This is a genomic window from Lysinibacillus sphaericus (assembly GCF_002982115.1).
In the GTDB taxonomy this organism is placed as follows: Bacteria; Bacillota; Bacilli; order Bacillales_A; family Planococcaceae; genus Lysinibacillus; species Lysinibacillus sphaericus.
Window position 1 is genome coordinate 2,670,969 of the sequence record NZ_CP019980.1, and the last position, 16,499, is coordinate 2,687,467.

Annotated in this window: 18 protein-coding genes; 7 read left to right on the forward strand and 11 right to left on the reverse strand. The window is 38.1% G+C overall.

All coding sequences use genetic code 11. From position 1 onward, the window contains the following. Positions 1–70 precede the first annotated feature (70 nt). The 3 genes from LS41612_RS13565 (at position 71) to LS41612_RS13575 (ending at position 3,289) form a co-directional block, all read left to right on the forward strand. Entirely contained in the window at positions 71–841 is a 771-nt protein-coding gene (locus LS41612_RS13565; protein WP_080653353.1) for a sulfite exporter TauE/SafE family protein, read from the forward strand. 143 nt (positions 842–984) lie between these two features. Beyond that, on the forward strand, positions 985–2,361 hold the full coding sequence (gene nhaC, locus LS41612_RS13570; RefSeq protein ID WP_024363621.1) for a Na+/H+ antiporter NhaC: 1,377 nt from the start codon (positions 985–987) through the stop codon (positions 2,359–2,361). A gap of 169 nt (positions 2,362–2,530) precedes the next feature. Further along, the gene (locus tag LS41612_RS13575) at positions 2,531–3,289 is read left to right on the forward strand and encodes a class I SAM-dependent methyltransferase (protein WP_024363620.1); all 759 of its coding nucleotides are present in this window, start codon (positions 2,531–2,533) and stop codon (positions 3,287–3,289) included. A 152-nt stretch (positions 3,290–3,441) separates the two neighbouring features. Here the strand turns inward: LS41612_RS13575 and LS41612_RS13580 are convergent, their stop codons facing one another. From LS41612_RS13580 to LS41612_RS13595, 4 genes are all read right to left on the reverse strand, one after another. Then, the gene (locus LS41612_RS13580; RefSeq protein WP_024363619.1) at positions 3,442–3,765 is read right to left on the reverse strand and encodes a YnfA family protein; all 324 of its coding nucleotides are present in this window, start codon (positions 3,763–3,765) and stop codon (positions 3,442–3,444) included. Between the two features lie 94 nt (positions 3,766–3,859). Beyond that, positions 3,860–4,600, reverse strand: a complete 741-nt coding sequence (locus LS41612_RS13585) for an urease accessory protein UreH domain-containing protein (RefSeq protein WP_024363618.1) — start codon at positions 4,598–4,600, stop codon at positions 3,860–3,862. Positions 4,601–4,619: 19 nt separating this feature from the next. Further along, positions 4,620–5,492, reverse strand: coding sequence for a LysR family transcriptional regulator (locus LS41612_RS13590; protein ID WP_024363617.1), 873 nt, complete (start codon positions 5,490–5,492; stop codon positions 4,620–4,622). Between the two features lie 152 nt (positions 5,493–5,644). Then, positions 5,645–6,502 carry a patatin-like phospholipase family protein gene (locus LS41612_RS13595; protein ID WP_029747330.1) on the reverse strand — a complete coding sequence of 286 codons (858 nt, stop codon included), beginning with the start codon at positions 6,500–6,502 and terminating at the stop codon, positions 5,645–5,647. Positions 6,503–6,700: 198 nt separating this feature from the next. Here LS41612_RS13595 and LS41612_RS23530 point away from each other — a divergent pair, with 198 nt between their 5' ends. Further along, on the forward strand, positions 6,701–7,018 hold the full coding sequence (locus tag LS41612_RS23530; protein ID WP_051147756.1) for a pentapeptide repeat-containing protein: 318 nt from the start codon (positions 6,701–6,703) through the stop codon (positions 7,016–7,018). Then, on the forward strand, positions 6,972–7,148 hold the full coding sequence (locus tag LS41612_RS23535) for a pentapeptide repeat-containing protein (RefSeq protein ID WP_233433795.1): 177 nt from the start codon (positions 6,972–6,974) through the stop codon (positions 7,146–7,148). Before LS41612_RS23530 ends, LS41612_RS23535 begins: the two co-directional genes overlap by 47 nt. A gap of 238 nt (positions 7,149–7,386) precedes the next feature. Here the strand turns inward: LS41612_RS23535 and LS41612_RS13605 are convergent, their stop codons facing one another. The 5 genes from LS41612_RS13605 to LS41612_RS13625 all read right to left on the reverse strand — a co-directional run bounded on the left by LS41612_RS13605 (position 7,387) and on the right by LS41612_RS13625 (position 13,008). After that, the gene (locus LS41612_RS13605) at positions 7,387–9,105 is read right to left on the reverse strand and encodes an FTR1 family iron permease (RefSeq protein ID WP_024363615.1); all 1,719 of its coding nucleotides are present in this window, start codon (positions 9,103–9,105) and stop codon (positions 7,387–7,389) included. Continuing rightward, positions 9,080–10,339 (reverse strand): iron uptake transporter deferrochelatase/peroxidase subunit, encoded by a 1,260-nt coding sequence (gene efeB, locus LS41612_RS13610; RefSeq protein WP_024363614.1) that lies wholly within the window; start codon positions 10,337–10,339, stop codon positions 9,080–9,082. The genes LS41612_RS13605 and efeB overlap by 26 nt, the downstream gene beginning before the upstream one ends. Before the next feature lie 6 nt (positions 10,340–10,345). Then, complete coding sequence (gene efeO, locus LS41612_RS13615) at positions 10,346–11,212, reverse strand: iron uptake system protein EfeO (protein ID WP_024363613.1); 867 nt, start codon at positions 11,210–11,212, stop codon at positions 10,346–10,348. 166 nt (positions 11,213–11,378) lie between these two features. Further along, positions 11,379–12,575 carry an MFS transporter gene (locus LS41612_RS13620; RefSeq protein WP_024363612.1) on the reverse strand — a complete coding sequence of 399 codons (1,197 nt, stop codon included), beginning with the start codon at positions 12,573–12,575 and terminating at the stop codon, positions 11,379–11,381. Between the two features lie 13 nt (positions 12,576–12,588). After that, entirely contained in the window at positions 12,589–13,008 is a 420-nt protein-coding gene (locus LS41612_RS13625; RefSeq protein WP_024363611.1) for a MarR family winged helix-turn-helix transcriptional regulator, read from the reverse strand. A 265-nt stretch (positions 13,009–13,273) separates the two neighbouring features. On the opposite strand from LS41612_RS13625, the gene LS41612_RS13630 reads away from it, so the two are divergent. Next, positions 13,274–14,317, forward strand: coding sequence for an NAD(P)/FAD-dependent oxidoreductase (locus tag LS41612_RS13630; RefSeq protein ID WP_024363610.1), 1,044 nt, complete (start codon positions 13,274–13,276; stop codon positions 14,315–14,317). 200 nt (positions 14,318–14,517) lie between these two features. On the opposite strand, the gene LS41612_RS13635 is transcribed toward LS41612_RS13630, so the two are convergent. Continuing rightward, entirely contained in the window at positions 14,518–14,784 is a 267-nt protein-coding gene (locus LS41612_RS13635) for a hypothetical protein (protein ID WP_024363609.1), read from the reverse strand. A gap of 236 nt (positions 14,785–15,020) precedes the next feature. Between LS41612_RS13635 and LS41612_RS13640 the strand changes: the two genes are divergently transcribed. Continuing rightward, positions 15,021–15,728, forward strand: a complete 708-nt coding sequence (locus LS41612_RS13640; protein WP_229389480.1) for a class I SAM-dependent methyltransferase — start codon at positions 15,021–15,023, stop codon at positions 15,726–15,728. Positions 15,729–15,867: 139 nt separating this feature from the next. On the opposite strand, the gene LS41612_RS13645 is transcribed toward LS41612_RS13640, so the two are convergent. Then, complete coding sequence (locus tag LS41612_RS13645; RefSeq protein WP_024363607.1) at positions 15,868–16,485, reverse strand: NUDIX hydrolase; 618 nt, start codon at positions 16,483–16,485, stop codon at positions 15,868–15,870. Between the last annotated feature and the right edge of the window lie 14 nt (positions 16,486–16,499).

Here is a 16,499-nt window from a genome sequence, read left to right on the forward strand (position 1 = left end):
TTGTTATTTTTAGCCATAAGCAGTACGCTTACAAGAAAACATTGTATGATGCAAAAGGATGGTTATTTTCATGGATATTCATTTACTTTCACTTAGTACATTATTAGTATTTGGCTTTATCGCATCCTTTTTAAATGCCATTGTTGGTGGCGGAGGCTTGATTTCTTTACCAGCATTAATGGCGGTAGGATTACCACCAAGTACAGCCATTGCAACGAATAAACTAGCGAATACCATCAGTAATGGCACTAGCATGCTGACTTTTTTGCGGGCAGGTAAAGTCGATTTTAAAAAGATTGGAAAAATCTTACCTTTTATTTTTTTAGGCTCTTTAATTGGTGCATACACTGTGCACCTTGTATCACCTTCGATTTTAAAGCCACTTATGCTTGTTATGCTCGTACTAGTCGCAACTTATACAGTTTTAAAAAAAGATTGGGGACAACAGCCAAAGCAACGTATGTTAAGTATAGGAAAGAAAATAGCCTTTCTTTGTGCGTTTACGGTGGTAGGCTTTTACGATGGTTTTTTTGGCCCAGGGACAGGTTCTTTTTTTATTTTCATCCTTTTAATGATGGGAAATGATTTTTTGCAAGCTGCTGGGAATGCAAAAGCATTTAACTTCACATCGAATTTGGCTGCACTTGTAATGTTTTTAGTATTAGGACAGGTCAATTTTTTATATGGCCTGCCAATGGGCTTCGTTATGATATTCGGTGCTATTTTAGGGTCTAAATTTGCGTTAACACGGGGGACGAACATGATGCGTCTTATTTTTATTGTCATGACGTGTATCTTAATTATCAAAAATGCATGGGATTATGTTGCGCATTTTAACTAGTAGATAGCGAGAAAATATCGCTATCTTTTTTAACGGTCTATATAGACAGAATTTTCAATCAATTGACAATATTTATAAGCATGCTATAATACTTTTGGGCTTCACCGCATTGAAGCGCAGAAGTAATTGTTAGGAGGATTCGTATGTTTCGCATTGAAGCAAAAAGTAACCCTCGATTTATTGAGGCTTGCTTCATTACACTTTTAATTATTGCCACAATGGCCATTAGTATTGGCTATTTAAAAGCAACGCCACATATCCCCATTATTTTAGTAATCTCACTTTTAATTGCCTATGGACTATTGAAAAAAGTACCTTTCCGTGAGCTTGAATCTGGGATGGTTGCTGGTGCCAGTGCTGGTTTAGGTGCTGTCTTTATTTTCTTCTTTATCGGTATTTTAATTTCGAGTTGGATTATGGGCGGCACCATTCCAACGCTGATATATTACGGTTTTTTAACTGTTTCACCTAGCTTTTTCTTTGCCATTGTTTTTCTTATTTGTAGCATTGTCGGGATTTCCGTTGGTAGCTCTTTAACAACAGTTGCGACAGTTGGCGTGGCCTTTATGGGAATCGCTGGCGCAATGGATATTTCGTTAGCCATCACGGCTGGTGCTATTGTTTCCGGCGCCTTTTTTGGCGATAAAATGTCACCGCTATCTGATACAACTAATTTAGCATCGGGTACAGTAGGTGTTGATTTATTTGAGCATATTAAAAATATGGGTTGGACGACTATTCCTGCCTTTGTGATTTCGTTTGCTTTGTATGCCTTGCTATCACCGTCTGGTGCCAATACTTCTTTTGAAACGGTTGAACAATTTAAAATAGGATTACTTTCTACAGGCCTTATTCATTGGTACACATTACTACCAATCGTTGTTCTGGTTATCATGACCTTATATAAAGCACCTGCTCTTATTACACTTGCAGTGGTTTCAATCGTTGGCGTTGGACTTGCTTACATACAAGAACCACTGGCCCTGTCCCACGTATTTGACATGTTGTTTAATGGCTATGTATCCAATACAGGAATTAAAGACGTAGATGCACTGCTTACTCGTGGCGGATTGAATAGTATGCTCTTTACAATCGCTTTAGTATTACTTGCACTTACAATGGGCGGATTATTATTTACACTTGGTATTATTCAAAGTATTTTAGCAAAAATTGAAAGCTTATTTACAAGTGCTGGCTCCGTTATTACGGGTGCTGCGCTAACAGGAATTGGCGTCAACACATTAATCGGTGAACAATATTTGTCCATTTTGCTTACTGGAGAGGCATTTAAAGCGCAGTTTGCAAAGGTTGGACTTGCGCCGAAAAATTTATCGCGTGTCATGGAAGATGCAGGTACTGTTGTGAACCCGCTTGTACCATGGAGCGTGTGCGGAATTTTTATCGCTAGTGTACTAGATATTCCAACAACTACTTATCTACCATTCACCTTCTTCTGTTTGCTTGGTCCAGTTTTAACAATACTATTTGGCTGGAGCGGCAAAACGCTCACAAAGCTTTAATTATTGATATTACCTTAAAAGAGTCTGCTCGTTTACTACGAATTACCCGTAGAGCGAGCGGATTCTTTTTCTTTCTATCATTCCAAATTGGAATCAAAACAGCCCTTTTTTCGAATTTTCGTTCCACACCTCTCTTTGTTATGCTAAAAAACAAAGGAGATGGTAGACAATGACAACAAAATGGAATGCAACTCTTTACGATCAAAAACATGACTTTGTTTCAAAATTCGGAGAAAGTTTAGTCAACTTACTTGCACCACAAAAACAAGAACATATTTTAGATGTTGGCTGTGGCACAGGAGATTTAGCCAACGAAATAACGCAATGTGGTGCAGTTGTACATGGCATTGATGCTTCACATGATATGATTTTAAGCGCTCAACAAAAATATCCTACGCTTACCTTTAACACACAAGATGCAGCTACTATGGACTACACCCATCAATTTGATGCAGTCTTTTCCAATGCAGCGCTTCATTGGATGAAACAACAAGATAAAGTGATTGACAATATCTATCGTGCACTAAAACAACAAGGACGTTTTGTTGCAGAAATGGGCGGCCACGGGAATATCGCTTCTATTGTCGGAGCACTTAGAACAAGTATGGAGGCGCTTGGGCTGCCATATGAAGAGCAGTATTTCCCATGGTATTTTCCAGCAGCTGACGAATATCAAACGATGCTCGAAAAAGTGGGCTTTACTGTACAAATGATTACTTTATATGAACGTCCGACGCCGCTTCAAGGTGACGATGGCTTACGGAATTGGCTTGTTATGTTTAGCAACAACATTCTCCAGCATGTAAGTCAGCATGAAAAAGAACGCGTTTATGCAAAATGTGAAGAACTGTTGCGACCAACTAATTATCGAGATAAACAATGGATTGCTGATTATTGGCGCTTACGTTTTGTTGCAACAAAGGGCTAAAAAATGATTACCGTCACGAAAAGGTCATGATACGCCACAAAAACAAATGCTAGCGCCACTAATCTTTGAGAAACGTCCCCCGTAGTGCACAACTTCGTTCACAGCAAAAAAAGTGTTAGATTAATGACCGATAATCTAACACTTTCTCTCTATTATGAACGCGGCATTAACATAACCATGACTCCGATAATACAAATACCAGCACCTACTAAATCTAACATGTCAGGCTTTTGCTTATCTATGCCCCAGCCCCACAAGATGGACAGCACAATAAAAACTCCTCCATACGCTGCATAGACTCGACCAAAAGTCGGAAATGATTGAAAAGTCGCCACCACGCCATATAAAGCTAATGCAATCCCTCCAAAAATGCCCCAATAAAATGGTTTGCCTTCCCTTAACCAAAGCCAAATTAAATAGCCACCTCCGATTTCACCAATACCTGCTAATAGAAATAATGCGATTGCATAAATCATATGTTCCCTCTTTCCTTTTTACAAATAAAAATAGAGACTGTCCTTACAGCAACAGCCTCCAAATTGTTCCACTCAAGCGCAACGTACTTCTTTTTCATATCGTTATACCCCAATAGGTAATAGTGTCCATTACGCCAATCATGATTAAAATGATACCTGCTACGATTTGTATTACTCTTCCCATTTTCATACTTGTTTTCATAATGGCGCGTTTTGTATCAAATATTTGAATCAGTACCAACATTAAAATAAGTGGCATGGAAGTCGCAAGACCAAAAACCGCTGGCAAAACCAATCCATAGGAAGTAGTAACAACTGTAGGCATCAGCCAAACGAAAAATAGCACAAACATCGTCGGACAAAAGGCAATGGCAAAGCATGCCCCCATTAGAAATGAACCTGCCTTCCCTTCTTTCAATACAAGCGGGATATGGGATGATATTTGATGCAGCCATTTTAATTTTAAAATGCCGATTAGGACAAGACCTGTTAACAACATAATGGGTCCTATTGTCTTACGAAATATTGGAAAATAAGTAGTTATTGATGTTTCAAATGATTGTCCAAATAGCCAAGCTAATAAGCCAATTAAACTAAAGACAGCAACCTTACCGATCATAAAAGCCATTACTTCGCTCCAATTATTTTTCATTTGAATGGTACGATGACCATAGAATGTTATGGCGCTCAAGTTGCCGGTTAATTGACAAGGTGCGAGTGCGCCAACTAGGCCAAGAAGTAACGCGATAACAAGTGGAGAATGTTCGTAGGAATTTAAAAATAACGTGATGGGTCCACTAACGACTCGACTTATTTCTGACATCATATTATACATGCAAATATCACCTTCTCTTCTAGTAATAGCTCCCTCTGTTTTGATAGACAGCATCACAAACCATAAAAAAAGCTTCAATATCAGCCGTTACGTACTTTGATAAAAAATAAGTGTTGGACACAATATGCGAGAATTCCTTTACCGAATAACTATGGAGCGATTGCTCATCATAAGCAGCTTCAATAACACTTTTCGGTAAAAAGGCAATTCCTAGCCCTTGTTTGACAAAGTTTTTTATAACTTCTGTTTGGTTAACCTGCATGCTTTTATAGCTTGGCAATTGCTGAAGTACTTGTTGTACTTCTTGCCAATAAGACGCGTATTCATGTGTTAAAATCGTTTCTTGTTGTAAAAGCGTCATTGGATCAGTCCATTTTTTCCCTATCGGTACGATAAGTTGGAGTGGCTCTTGGGCAAGCATTTTCGTGTGCACCGCACGGGTGGAGGTTAATTTCGAAATCCCTATATCTATAGCTCCCGCATAAACCGCTTCCCCAATTTCATTAGATTTTAACAGTTCAATAGAAAGATGAATGGTAGGGTTTTGTTGCTGAAAACGATCGATAATAGCTGGTAATGTGGAATTCGCTATTTGAGGTGCTACACCTATTGTTAATTTCGAAGTAAAACCACTTTTCATCAATTGTGTACTATGTACTGCTTCATCAACGATTTCTACCACTTTTTCAGCTTGTTGTAAAAAGTGTGCACCAATTCGATTGAGTTTGACATGCTTTGTTTGACGTTCAAAAAGCGTTGTCTGCAATTCCTTTTCTAAATGCTGAATATGTTTGGATACCGTCGATTGCGTGATAAAGCGCCTTTCCGCCGTCTCACGGAAATTTTCCGTTTTCGCCGCAACGATAAACGTGCGTAACCATTCTGTTTCCATATATGCGCCTCTTCTAGTTTTCATTTATTATATCGAAATGTGATGTGACATGAAATCTTTTCTACAATTTTTACATAATGAACGTTGATGCTTAAGCGCTATGAAAAAGAGAGCCCAAAATGCACGTTGGCCCTCCCCTTACCATTTTAAAATCAAGTTAAAAATTGCTTTAATGCATCTATTTGTTGCATCGCTTGCTGATAGCCCATGTCGTAATTTTTACGCATTTGCACTGTATCTTTCTCAAAGCTATTAAGTGCTTGTGTTGGGCGGAATATAAATGCCTTTCCTTGTGCCTCTAATTGTTCACAATAATCAAGTGAAGCGTTATAATGGTCTGCACGTTTCTGCATGCTTTTTACTAAATTCGGATAACGTTTAGCTAGTAGTTTCATAGCCCATTTACTTTGCCGATCTAGCTGTTTACGGTAGCCTTTAGGTCGGGTTAATACTAGTACATGCTTTTTAAAACCCGTTTCAACACCATGCATGATCGGAATTGGCTCTGCTAAGCCACCATCGTAATATGGCGTATTATTTAGTTTGATTTCTGGAAATAAGATTGGTATAGCACAAGTTGCACGCAACATCGTACACTGGCGATCCATTTCCTTTGCATCCATATATTCAACTTGTCCTGTTGCTGCATTTGTTACGCCAAAAAGCAATTTCCCATCATACTGCTTATACGTATCCCAATCAAAAATATCTAGCTCATTCGGAATCACATTATACGCAAAATCCAAGCCAAATAAGCTTTTTTCTTTAAGGAAATTTTTCAAGCCCATGTAGCGCTTATCATGGCGATAATCCATTAATACACGTAAAGACCGTTCCTTTTGCTGTGATACATACGAGCATGCATTGATTGCACCTGCTGAAATAGCGACAACATAAGGCATCATAATGTCATGCTCTAAAAAAGCATCCAAGACACCAGATGTAAACAATGTACGAAACGTCCCACCCTCTAATATTAAACTTGAATCCTCCACATTTACCTGTAGCATGCCATCACTCTTTCACTCTATATTCTCTTTAGTTTACAGCAAACTTAAATAAGTTTCTTGATTTTTTACAGTATAAAAAATATTGATAATAATATCCATTAAAAGTTATTTAATATTAAAATTATAGTAAGTTAGTAGAGAGGCGAGGAGAACAAATCATGTCGGAAGTGACGGATATCACCTAAATTATACGACAAATTGCATGAACAATTAGAGACATTACTAACTCTTTCTAAATTAGAGGCAACAGCATTAGTGGTTCTAGATATTCCTTCAATCCGACAACCTGTCAACAACCTATTATTAGAAACCAGTGCACAAATTCGCAATAAGCTTGTATTCAACACTGTAAGTAAAAAAAATGCGCCTCACCATAGAGGGGCTAATTGGATTGGAAAAAATTTAAAGGGGAAAGATTTAACAGCAACAGACTTGCGCGGTGCCTATTTAATTGCGGCAAACCTGCAAAATGCTGATTTTAAGAGGCGTGGACTTTATCGGTGCCGATTTACGTGATGCTAACTTGTGCGGAGCGAACCTTTCCACTGCGATGTTTTTAATGCAAATCAATTCGGCAATCGGTAATCACCAAACAAAACTACCATTTTATTTGCGTATGCCTTCGCATTGGCATACTGCACCATAAAAAAAGGGGCTGGGACAAAAGAGAAAAAGTGTTAGATCGATGAGAGTCAATCTAACACTTTTTGCTGCGCCGTTATTGTCCACTTCGGCTACCAACAACTAGTGAAGCCTTCTAATTTATTATTCATTGCAAAAGAAATAATAGAAAATATATTCTATATATTTTCTTAGCAAAAATTTATCATAACCAATGTACCTCTACTTAAGATTTTAAGGTTATGTCCCAGCCTCTTTTTTCGCTACTTTGCTTGTTTCTTTTTATAGATAATAGTTGCTACTACTAGCACAAGTAAAATCGCTTGCCCTATCATTGTTTCTAGTGTTGGATAGAAGCCAATTAAGCTAATGACTGGCAGGCCATCCACAATAGTCGTTGGTACACTATCTCGTAGTTGTAATGTATGCAAGCTGACACCGATGATTTTAAATGCTAACACATAAATTAACACAGTTGCCACCGCAAAAAGCTTATGAATGGCAATTTTACCACTCGCTTTGAATAAGACGATTGCGATAACAGCTAAGATGACAAGCGCCAAAACAATACCGAGTATAAATTGAGAGGTCGCCATTTTTGGTGCAATTCCCGCATAGAACACGAGTGTTTCTGCTCCTTCTCGGAACACCGATAAAAAGCTGACAGCAGCCATCGCAAATACGGAACCACTTGAAATAGCATTGCCCATTTGTTTTGAAATATAACGATTCCAGCTCGCAACGTTGGACTTACTATGAAGCCATATCCCGACTCCTATCATCATTGCAGCAGCTACAAGACCGACATAACCTTCCATTATTTCTCGGTTTGTATCGACCGTTGCTGAATGAAAGATCGTTGACATTAATACTGCCGCTACAGCCGATAATACTACCCCAGCTAAAGCCCCGATATAAATCCATTTACGTAACGATGTTTGTCCTGATTTATTTAAAAATGACACTAATGCAAGGATAATCAATAATGCCTCTAAGCCCTCACGCAACAAAATAAGTGCTGAATCCCAAATGGAATAATCGGCATTACCTTGTATTAATTCAATTTCGGTACGGAACTGATTAAGTTTACTTTTAATGGCCTTTTCATCGACCTGAGTCTTTAATAAGTCACTTACTATAATCGGCATATCACTTTCTATTTTAGTATAGAGATTACCGTTGCGTGTTGAAATTTCAATCTCTACACTTGGCCAAATCGTAATAAATTCACGTATTTTATCAGATGCTGCCTTGTAGTCACCATCGTCTATCAAATCGTTAGCTTCATCTATATACGCAATTAAAGACGCTAAAGAATATTCACCTGCTACAATTTGTGCTGTTTCGTTACCTGCTACAAAATCTTCAATCGTTTTCTTTAGTTCTGCAAATTGTGATTGCATTAATGTTACATCAGGCTGTTCTGAAGAAATTGTAATACGTAAAAAAGCCATTTGTGTTTCAATTTGACCGTACATTGCAATACTTTGTTCACGTACTGGTCTTTCATTTTTATTCCATTTCATATTAAACTCTTTGTACGCAGCGTCAATCGTTGTTATATCACCACTTGCTAACGCTTGCTCAAAGGCAGTCATAATCGGTTTCATTTTTAGACCAAAGTCAGCTCGTTGCTCCGCTTCATCTACTGGATTTTCGAGCTTTTCTAATGCACGTAATGCATTCGATAGAGCCGACAATGCAGTTAAACGCTCTTCTTTTGAAGAAGCCTTTACAGCTTGCTCAAGTATTTGATCAACCTTTTCTTTTGCTTCAGTTTGTTGTGAATTTACAGTCGCCCAGTCCGTTGCAAATTGTTCAAGTGCACGCGTTGCTTCAGCTTGCTTGTCTTGCTTCGTATTCATCAGAGCGTCACTAATGGAAATGTACAAGTGACTATAAGATTCTGCTGCTTGTACTGGTACCGCAAGTGCCAATAATAAGCATACTATAATGCTACAGCGCGTTAAAAAGTGCTTCACCTAAATAACTCCCTTTTTGTACTCCAGGGAAGCAAGCAAAAACGGCACTGCCTCGATGAGTAATATATTCATTCATTTTGTCCATTCGTCCTAGACTGTTTTGTACTGTTGTAAACTGCGCCGGATCTTTTTGGAAAGAGATAAATAGGAGCCCTGCATCGTGCGCTCCTGTATTCGACATGACGCCTGATGCGTAAGAATAAGAGCGACGTAGTATGCGAGCACCTGATTTACGTGCTAAATGGACATGCGATGTATCGGGCATAATATACTCGCCCTTGTTATCTTTTGCTTCTACATCAAAATCATCGAATTCCTTCGTTTTACCAAATGGCGCACCACTATCGCGATAACGCCCAAACGTTGCTTCTTGATCCTTTAACGATGTACGATCCCATGTTTCAAGATGCATTTGGATTTTTCGAGCCACTAAATAGGAGCCACCCTTAAGCCACCCTTTATCGACCCATACTACTTTGTTTAAGTCTTGTTCATCTTTAATAGAAGGGTTGACTGTACCGTCCTTGAATGCAAATAAATTTCGAGGTGTCCCCCCTTCAGCAGGGAATGAGTTAAAGCCCGCTTGGGACCATTTAATCTCCACTTTGCCAGAAGCAGCGCGTACTAAATTGCGTACAGCATGGAACGCCACTTGTGGATCGTCTGCACAGGCTTGAATGCAAAGATCTCCACCTGTATATTCCTTTTGTAGTTGGTCTTTCGGAAAATGTGGTAAGTCCGCTAATTCGGCTGGTTTTAAATGTGCCATGCCAAGCTTATCGAACAGTGAAGGACCTAAACCAAACGTTATGGATAAATTCGAAGCATCTAAGCCTTCTGCTTCTCCGGTATCACCCGTTGGAACTCTAGTATTTGTTGTTAAATCTACCATTAATTCACCATTCATTAAACGAACAACAAGAGGTGTCCATTTCTTGAACAACTCTTGTAGCTCCTCTTTTGATGTCACTAAAACCGTTAAAGAAGCAAAATATATATGTTTTTGAACGGGTGTATTAATGCCAGACTGATGTTTACCATAGAAATTAACTTTATTTTTTGCTGTTGTGCTATCAGCGACAGGTTCAAACATATCGTAACCCATCGCTTTCATTACACCACCAAAGCCAGAAGCACCTATCGCAATGCCAGCCACGCCCATGCCTGTTAGTTTTAACATGTCACGGCGAGATATTTTTTTATTTATCCATTTTTCATCATTAGACGTTGTCATTCTTTATCACTCCAAAATAATGCCCATTTGACTTAATGGCTCACCTAGTTGGTTCACTGCTGCTGCTAATGCTTTTGTATTTTCTTCTGTTAAATCTTCGTAAGAAATATAACCGCCATCAGCTGTTGCATGTAGTGCTAATAAGTCATCCACTGCTTTAAATTTTTCATCTAACGCTGCAACTAACTCTTTGTCTTTTGCTTCTAATTTTGGTCGAAGAATTTCAAAGATTTTTTCTGCCCCTTCAATATTCGCTTTAAAATCATAGAGGTCTGTATGTGAATAAATTTCTTCTTCACCCGTAATTTTTGAAGTAGATACTTCATTCAATAAATCAACTGCACCTGTAATCATTAAATCAGGTGTTACTTCTACTGTTTGAACAAGTGCATGTAATTCTTTAGCGTCTGCTAGTAGCTGATCTGCCACTGCCTCATAGCCCTTTGTTGTATTTTCTACCCAAAGTGCATATTCAAGCTTATGGTAGCCAGTCCACTCTTCTTTCCCTTTACCTTCTTCTTCAATATCGGCTAAACGGCCATCAATACGTGGATCAAGGTCACCAAAGCTTTCTGCAATTGGTTCAGAACGCTCGAAGTACATACGTGCTGGCGCATACGCTGCTTTTGCACCTTCCATATCACCCGCTTTAAACAGGTTGACGAACTTTTCTGTATCTAGCAAGAAATGATCCATCTGTTCTAATGCAAATTGTTGATAGGCTGATAGTTCAGTAGTCAAATCTACCGTTGCCGTTTGTGCTGCTTGCTCCGTTGCTGGTTTCTCTTCTTTTTTTGTGCCTTCTGTATTGCCACAGCCCGCCATAATTATGCCACCTGCAACTAACACTGATAATAATGATTTGTTTTTCATGCTAAATACCTGCTTCCCGAATTAGTCTCTATTGTGAATGATAATCATTATCATATTTGATTGCAAGAAGTATTTTTAATTTAAGAAAAAAACGTCATTTTGCAGTTGAATTTTATTTCCAACAAGCAAAAAGACGTTTGTTCTACAATATAATGATTATAATCTACTAAATATTGACTTGTTTTACTTTTTCATATTTCCCATATAAGACATAATAGAGCACGATTGAAAGGAAAATTACCGCTACCATCGATAAAAATATAGCGCTGTAACCAATCGTCGGTGCAAAAAGCCCTAAGAAATAAGGCCCTACACCTAATCCTAAATCGTACAAAATAAAATACGTTGAAGTGGCGAGCCCTAAACGCTCATGTGGTGTAACCTTAATAGCTATTGCTTGGGCTACTGAGTTAAAATTACCATAACCAATACCAATAAAAGCCGCAGCTATTAAAAATACAACAGTGCTTGTCGCTGTACTAAATGCATACATGCCCATCGCAAACAAGATTAGACACGGATAAATAATAATATTCGCGCCTCTTGCATCAAGTATTTTCCCTGTAAATGGACGAGTTGCTAAAATAACAAGGGCATAAACGATAAAGAAGTAACTGCCTGCTGTGACCAAATGAAGCTCTTTTGCGTAAAATGTCATAAACGACATCACACCTGAATAAGCAAAGCCAATAACAAGAGCTACAAAGGCGATAGGCAGTGCACGCAATTCAATAAAGCTGGATAGCTTGAAGCCCGCTTTCTCCGCCATTATCTTTGGATTTTTTGGCGCATCTGGCACGGTCACCATAAAATACATCATGAAGCAAACTACTGCTAAAACCGAATCGACCGCAAAAATCATACGATAATCTTCAAACAACTGCGTTAATAATATACCGATAAACGGACCTATTGCAGTTGCTAAAATCGCACTTAAGCTGTAATAGCCAATCCCTTCACCTCGTCGCTCTGGTGGTAAAATTTGTGCAATAATCGTACCTGTAGCCGTACTCGCTACACCGAGCGCAATCCCCTGCATTAAACGATTCATCATCAGTAAAGGAAGATTTAAAGCAATAAAATAAGACATAGTCGATAGCATAAATAATAATAAGCCAATGAATAATGTTTTTTTACTGCCTAGATCACTGATAATTCGTCCTGTGCCAAGTCGTCCAAATAGTGTCCCGATAATAAAAATACTTGACACTAGACCAGCAGTACTTGTTGAAGCGTCAAATTGCTCCACTGCATAGCCAGCTATTGTCACCATTAATAAATAAAAAATTAACGTAATCGTAAAATTAATTAAAGAAACAACTAAAAAGTCTTTTGTCCATAATTTATGTCTTGTTGATTCCACTTGTTTTTCTCTCCTACTGATGAATATTCATACATATGGTCGCTAAAACCCGAGTAGCCGTTTCAATATCCTGTTTCGCCACACCTGCTAGTGCTTTTTCTAAAAATGGTTTTAAGTGCTCCTGCACTTCTTGCACGATGTTTTCTCCAAATGGCGTTAATTGTACCACTTTTTCTCGCTTATCTTTGCCTGCCACTGTCTCCACATAGCCAAGTTCTACAAGCTTTTGTACAAGCCTCGTTACGCTCGGCTTTTCAATTGACATAAAGCTCGCAATTTCAACGAGCGAATGTGGCCCTTTATCAATTAAAAAACGCAATACTGCCCACTGTGAACTATAAAGTTGAAAGTGTTCCAGTTGCATATTGAGTTGGTTAGTAAACGGTCGGTACATTAAGCGATACTCATTAAAAAACTGCTGTTCAATCGTCATATTACCCCTCCTTATATAGTTAGCCTAGCTAACTATATAGCACTTTGTTCTTCTTGTCTAGATAGAAGCTTAAATATAGAAGCGATTCCTAGGCTTTACCAACAAAGATGGATTCAAATGGAAAAGCTTCTCTTTCTTTTTACTTATACGCATGATATGATAGCAACGAATCGATATTGATAATCATTATCATTTAAATGATTGAACTATCCAATAAGGATATACAATACTTTTCCAATAAATTTTTAAGGATGTGGCGATACAAGTGCAAGATTTATATGATGTAACGATTATTGGCGGTGGACCTGCAGGTTTATATAGCGCCTTTTATAGTGGATTAAGAGGCTTAAAAACAAAATTAATCGAAAGCCAAGAACAGCTAGGTGGAAAGGTGTTACTTTATCCTGAAAAGTTAATATGGGATATAGGCGGTCACCCGCCCATTTTAGGCGAACAATTTGTCAAACAATTAATTGCGCAAGCCAAAACATTTAAACCAACAATGCTAACAAGCACAAAGGTTGACTTTATCGAACGTCAAGGAGATTTATTTGTAATACATACAGCACAGGGAGAAAAACATTATTCGAAAACCGTTCTGTTAGCTGTTGGTGGTGGTATTATTAATCCGCAAAAACTGACGTTAGAAGGTGCTGAAAAATACGAAATGTCCAACCTACACTATACAGTCCAGTCTTATAAACGCTTTGTAAATAAAGATATTATTATTTCGGGAGGCGGAAATGCGGCACTCGACTGGGCAGTAGAACTTAGCCCGATTGCCAAAAACGTAACGATTGTCTACCGTAAGGACACGCTTTCAGCACACGAAGCAACCATACAAGAGGCGCTAGATGTTGGTGTACAAATCGAATGTAATACAACCATTACAAAACTATCTGCCAATCCAGATAAAACAGCGATTCAATTCATTACATGTGAAAATTCTCGGACCAACCAAAGCTATACACGCCAAATTGATGAAGTCATTGTAAGTCACGGTTATAATCGCGAAGCATCGCTCACATTTGATGAAGCCATTGCCATTCCTAAAAAAGATGACTATTATTTTGAAGGAAAAGCAACTGGCGAAACAGCACAACCCGGAATTTTTGCAGCAGGTGATATTTTATCGTTTGAAGGGAAAATTCATCTTCTACTTGGCACATTTCAAGATGCAGCAAACGCCGTTAACTCCATTAAAACGTACTTGGAACCAACGGCTCATCGACATGCAGTAGTATCCTCTCATAACGAAGTATTTAAAGAAAAAAATCGCTCGATTATCGAAAACAGCTTATCGAAATAAAGTAGATAAACAAAAGTGTTAGATTGACAGCAGTCAATCTAACACTTTTGTTGATACAAACTTGGTGCCCGTTTTTAGAGCGTATTCTTAGGGTTTACTGGCGATACTTGGGCTTTTAATGGCGATTTTCATAAAAAAGAGAATAAACGCGCCAAATTAAACGTCTATCCTCTTAAAGAAGAGTACAATAATTCCCCTTATTATCTAAATAGACTTAATAAAGACCCCATTTGCCTTAGCATATTAACCCCATTCGTTATTGTTCCTGCATGGCCCATCATTGCCTGTAAATTATTTGATAAATTTCCAAATCGAGAAGTTTGGGGTTGTTGATTGTTGAACGTAAAAGGTTGTGGACTATTAAAATTGAAGGGTTGTACGCGTCTACCTTGATTCATAGGATCAAAACTTTGTCTATATCTTCTTGGGACTGGTCTCCTTCTAGGATTTTGCGAATAATATTGCATCAATTCACCTCCTATACATAAAACGTTTATATAGTATACGTTTAGAAATTTTTTATGTTTAGACTTTTGAAGAACCTACATCAAAATAAATAGTATAGAAGCGTTCGATGGAAACCTATTGAAAACTTATAATTAGACATTTCGTTTTGCTTTTTATCCTATCGTTCGTTTCATTCCTCCACTAGGAACCATACTATTTTTCTTTTCATATCATACAAACAAGAAGAAAAAAGAAGGTGATCGTTATTCAAAAATCCAAATATCTCGAATTTTTATCTAAATTTGGCGTTGGCGGGGCACATCCTGGGGGCATGGCGTTAACAAAGCAACTTTTGAAAAATGAGAACATTACCAAACACTCTCAAATACTAGATGTAGGCTGTGGTACAGGCCAAACCGCCGCCTACTTAGCATCTCATTATAAAGCAAATGTTACGGGCATTGATAACAATGCCATTATGGTTGAGAAGGCTCAAAGCAGAATGGCAAAACACTCCCTACCAGTTCAAATTATTAAAGGTTCCGTTGAACAACTACCTTTAGCTAAACAACAATTCGATTTCATAATTGCGGAATCTGTTCTGTCCTTTGTCAACAAGCACAAAGCGCTCAACGAAATTTATCGTTTATTGAAATTTGGTGGTCAGCTAATTGCGATTGAATTTACGATACAACAAGAACTTGACGACGTGAGTGCGGAGGAAATCAAACAATTTTATGGCTTTGATCTGTTGTTCACGAAAAAAGATTGGGTAACACTATTTAAACAAACTGGTTTTCAGACGATTCACATTCGCAAAAATAAATCTTTTTCTTCAGCGCCTGAATTTCACTACTCACAGCAGATTGAGCCTGAATTGTACAAAGTCATGGAGCAAAACATTGAGATGAATGTAAAATACGATGGGGTATTGGACTATCGAATTTATTATTGTACGAAGTAAGTTAAGGCGCGTATACTTTTCTTCTAAATAAAGAAAAGCATACGCGCCTTTTAAATAATTATGGAGATGTGCCCCTTATGTAGCGCATAGCTATTTTGAATAGGTGTGAGGAACAAAGCTGTGGAATGTAGCTATTCTGCTATTTTATCAGTTCTATAAAGTGTTTTAAAATTCGGGCGGTTAAACCCCAAATCGTGTATTGCTCATAATCAAAAAACCATTCTTCCATTGACCGCGTTCGCCATTTATACTGCGCACCATTAACAATTTTATCAAATGGAAAATCGATTGAAGGCATTGGTTCAACCGATACTAAATGCATATATGGCTCATAGTTTAATAACCAGTCAATTGGTACGGTCAATACTTCTTCCACTTCGTCTTTGTTGTATTCATGAATAATTTGATTGGTATCAATAATCGCTACAAATGGGTACGTTACAAATGAAGAAGATGTAATATATGGACTTAATGGTCCTACAACATGTACCGTTGTTGGATCGATGCCTAACTCTTCATGCGTTTCCCGTAACGCTGCAGCTAATGGAGATGCATCTGTGGCATCAATTCGCCCACCTGGAAAACTAATATCTCCTGGTTGCTTTCTCATTGTCAATGACCGTACTTCAAAAAGAATATGCCACTTGTCATCCACTTGTACTAATGGAATTAAAACGGCCGAACGAAAAGCAGTCTCTTCTCCAATAAATAGCGATTGATTTTGCTGTAACTGATGCTTCAATTTATCTAGAAACATGAGATTGTGCTCAC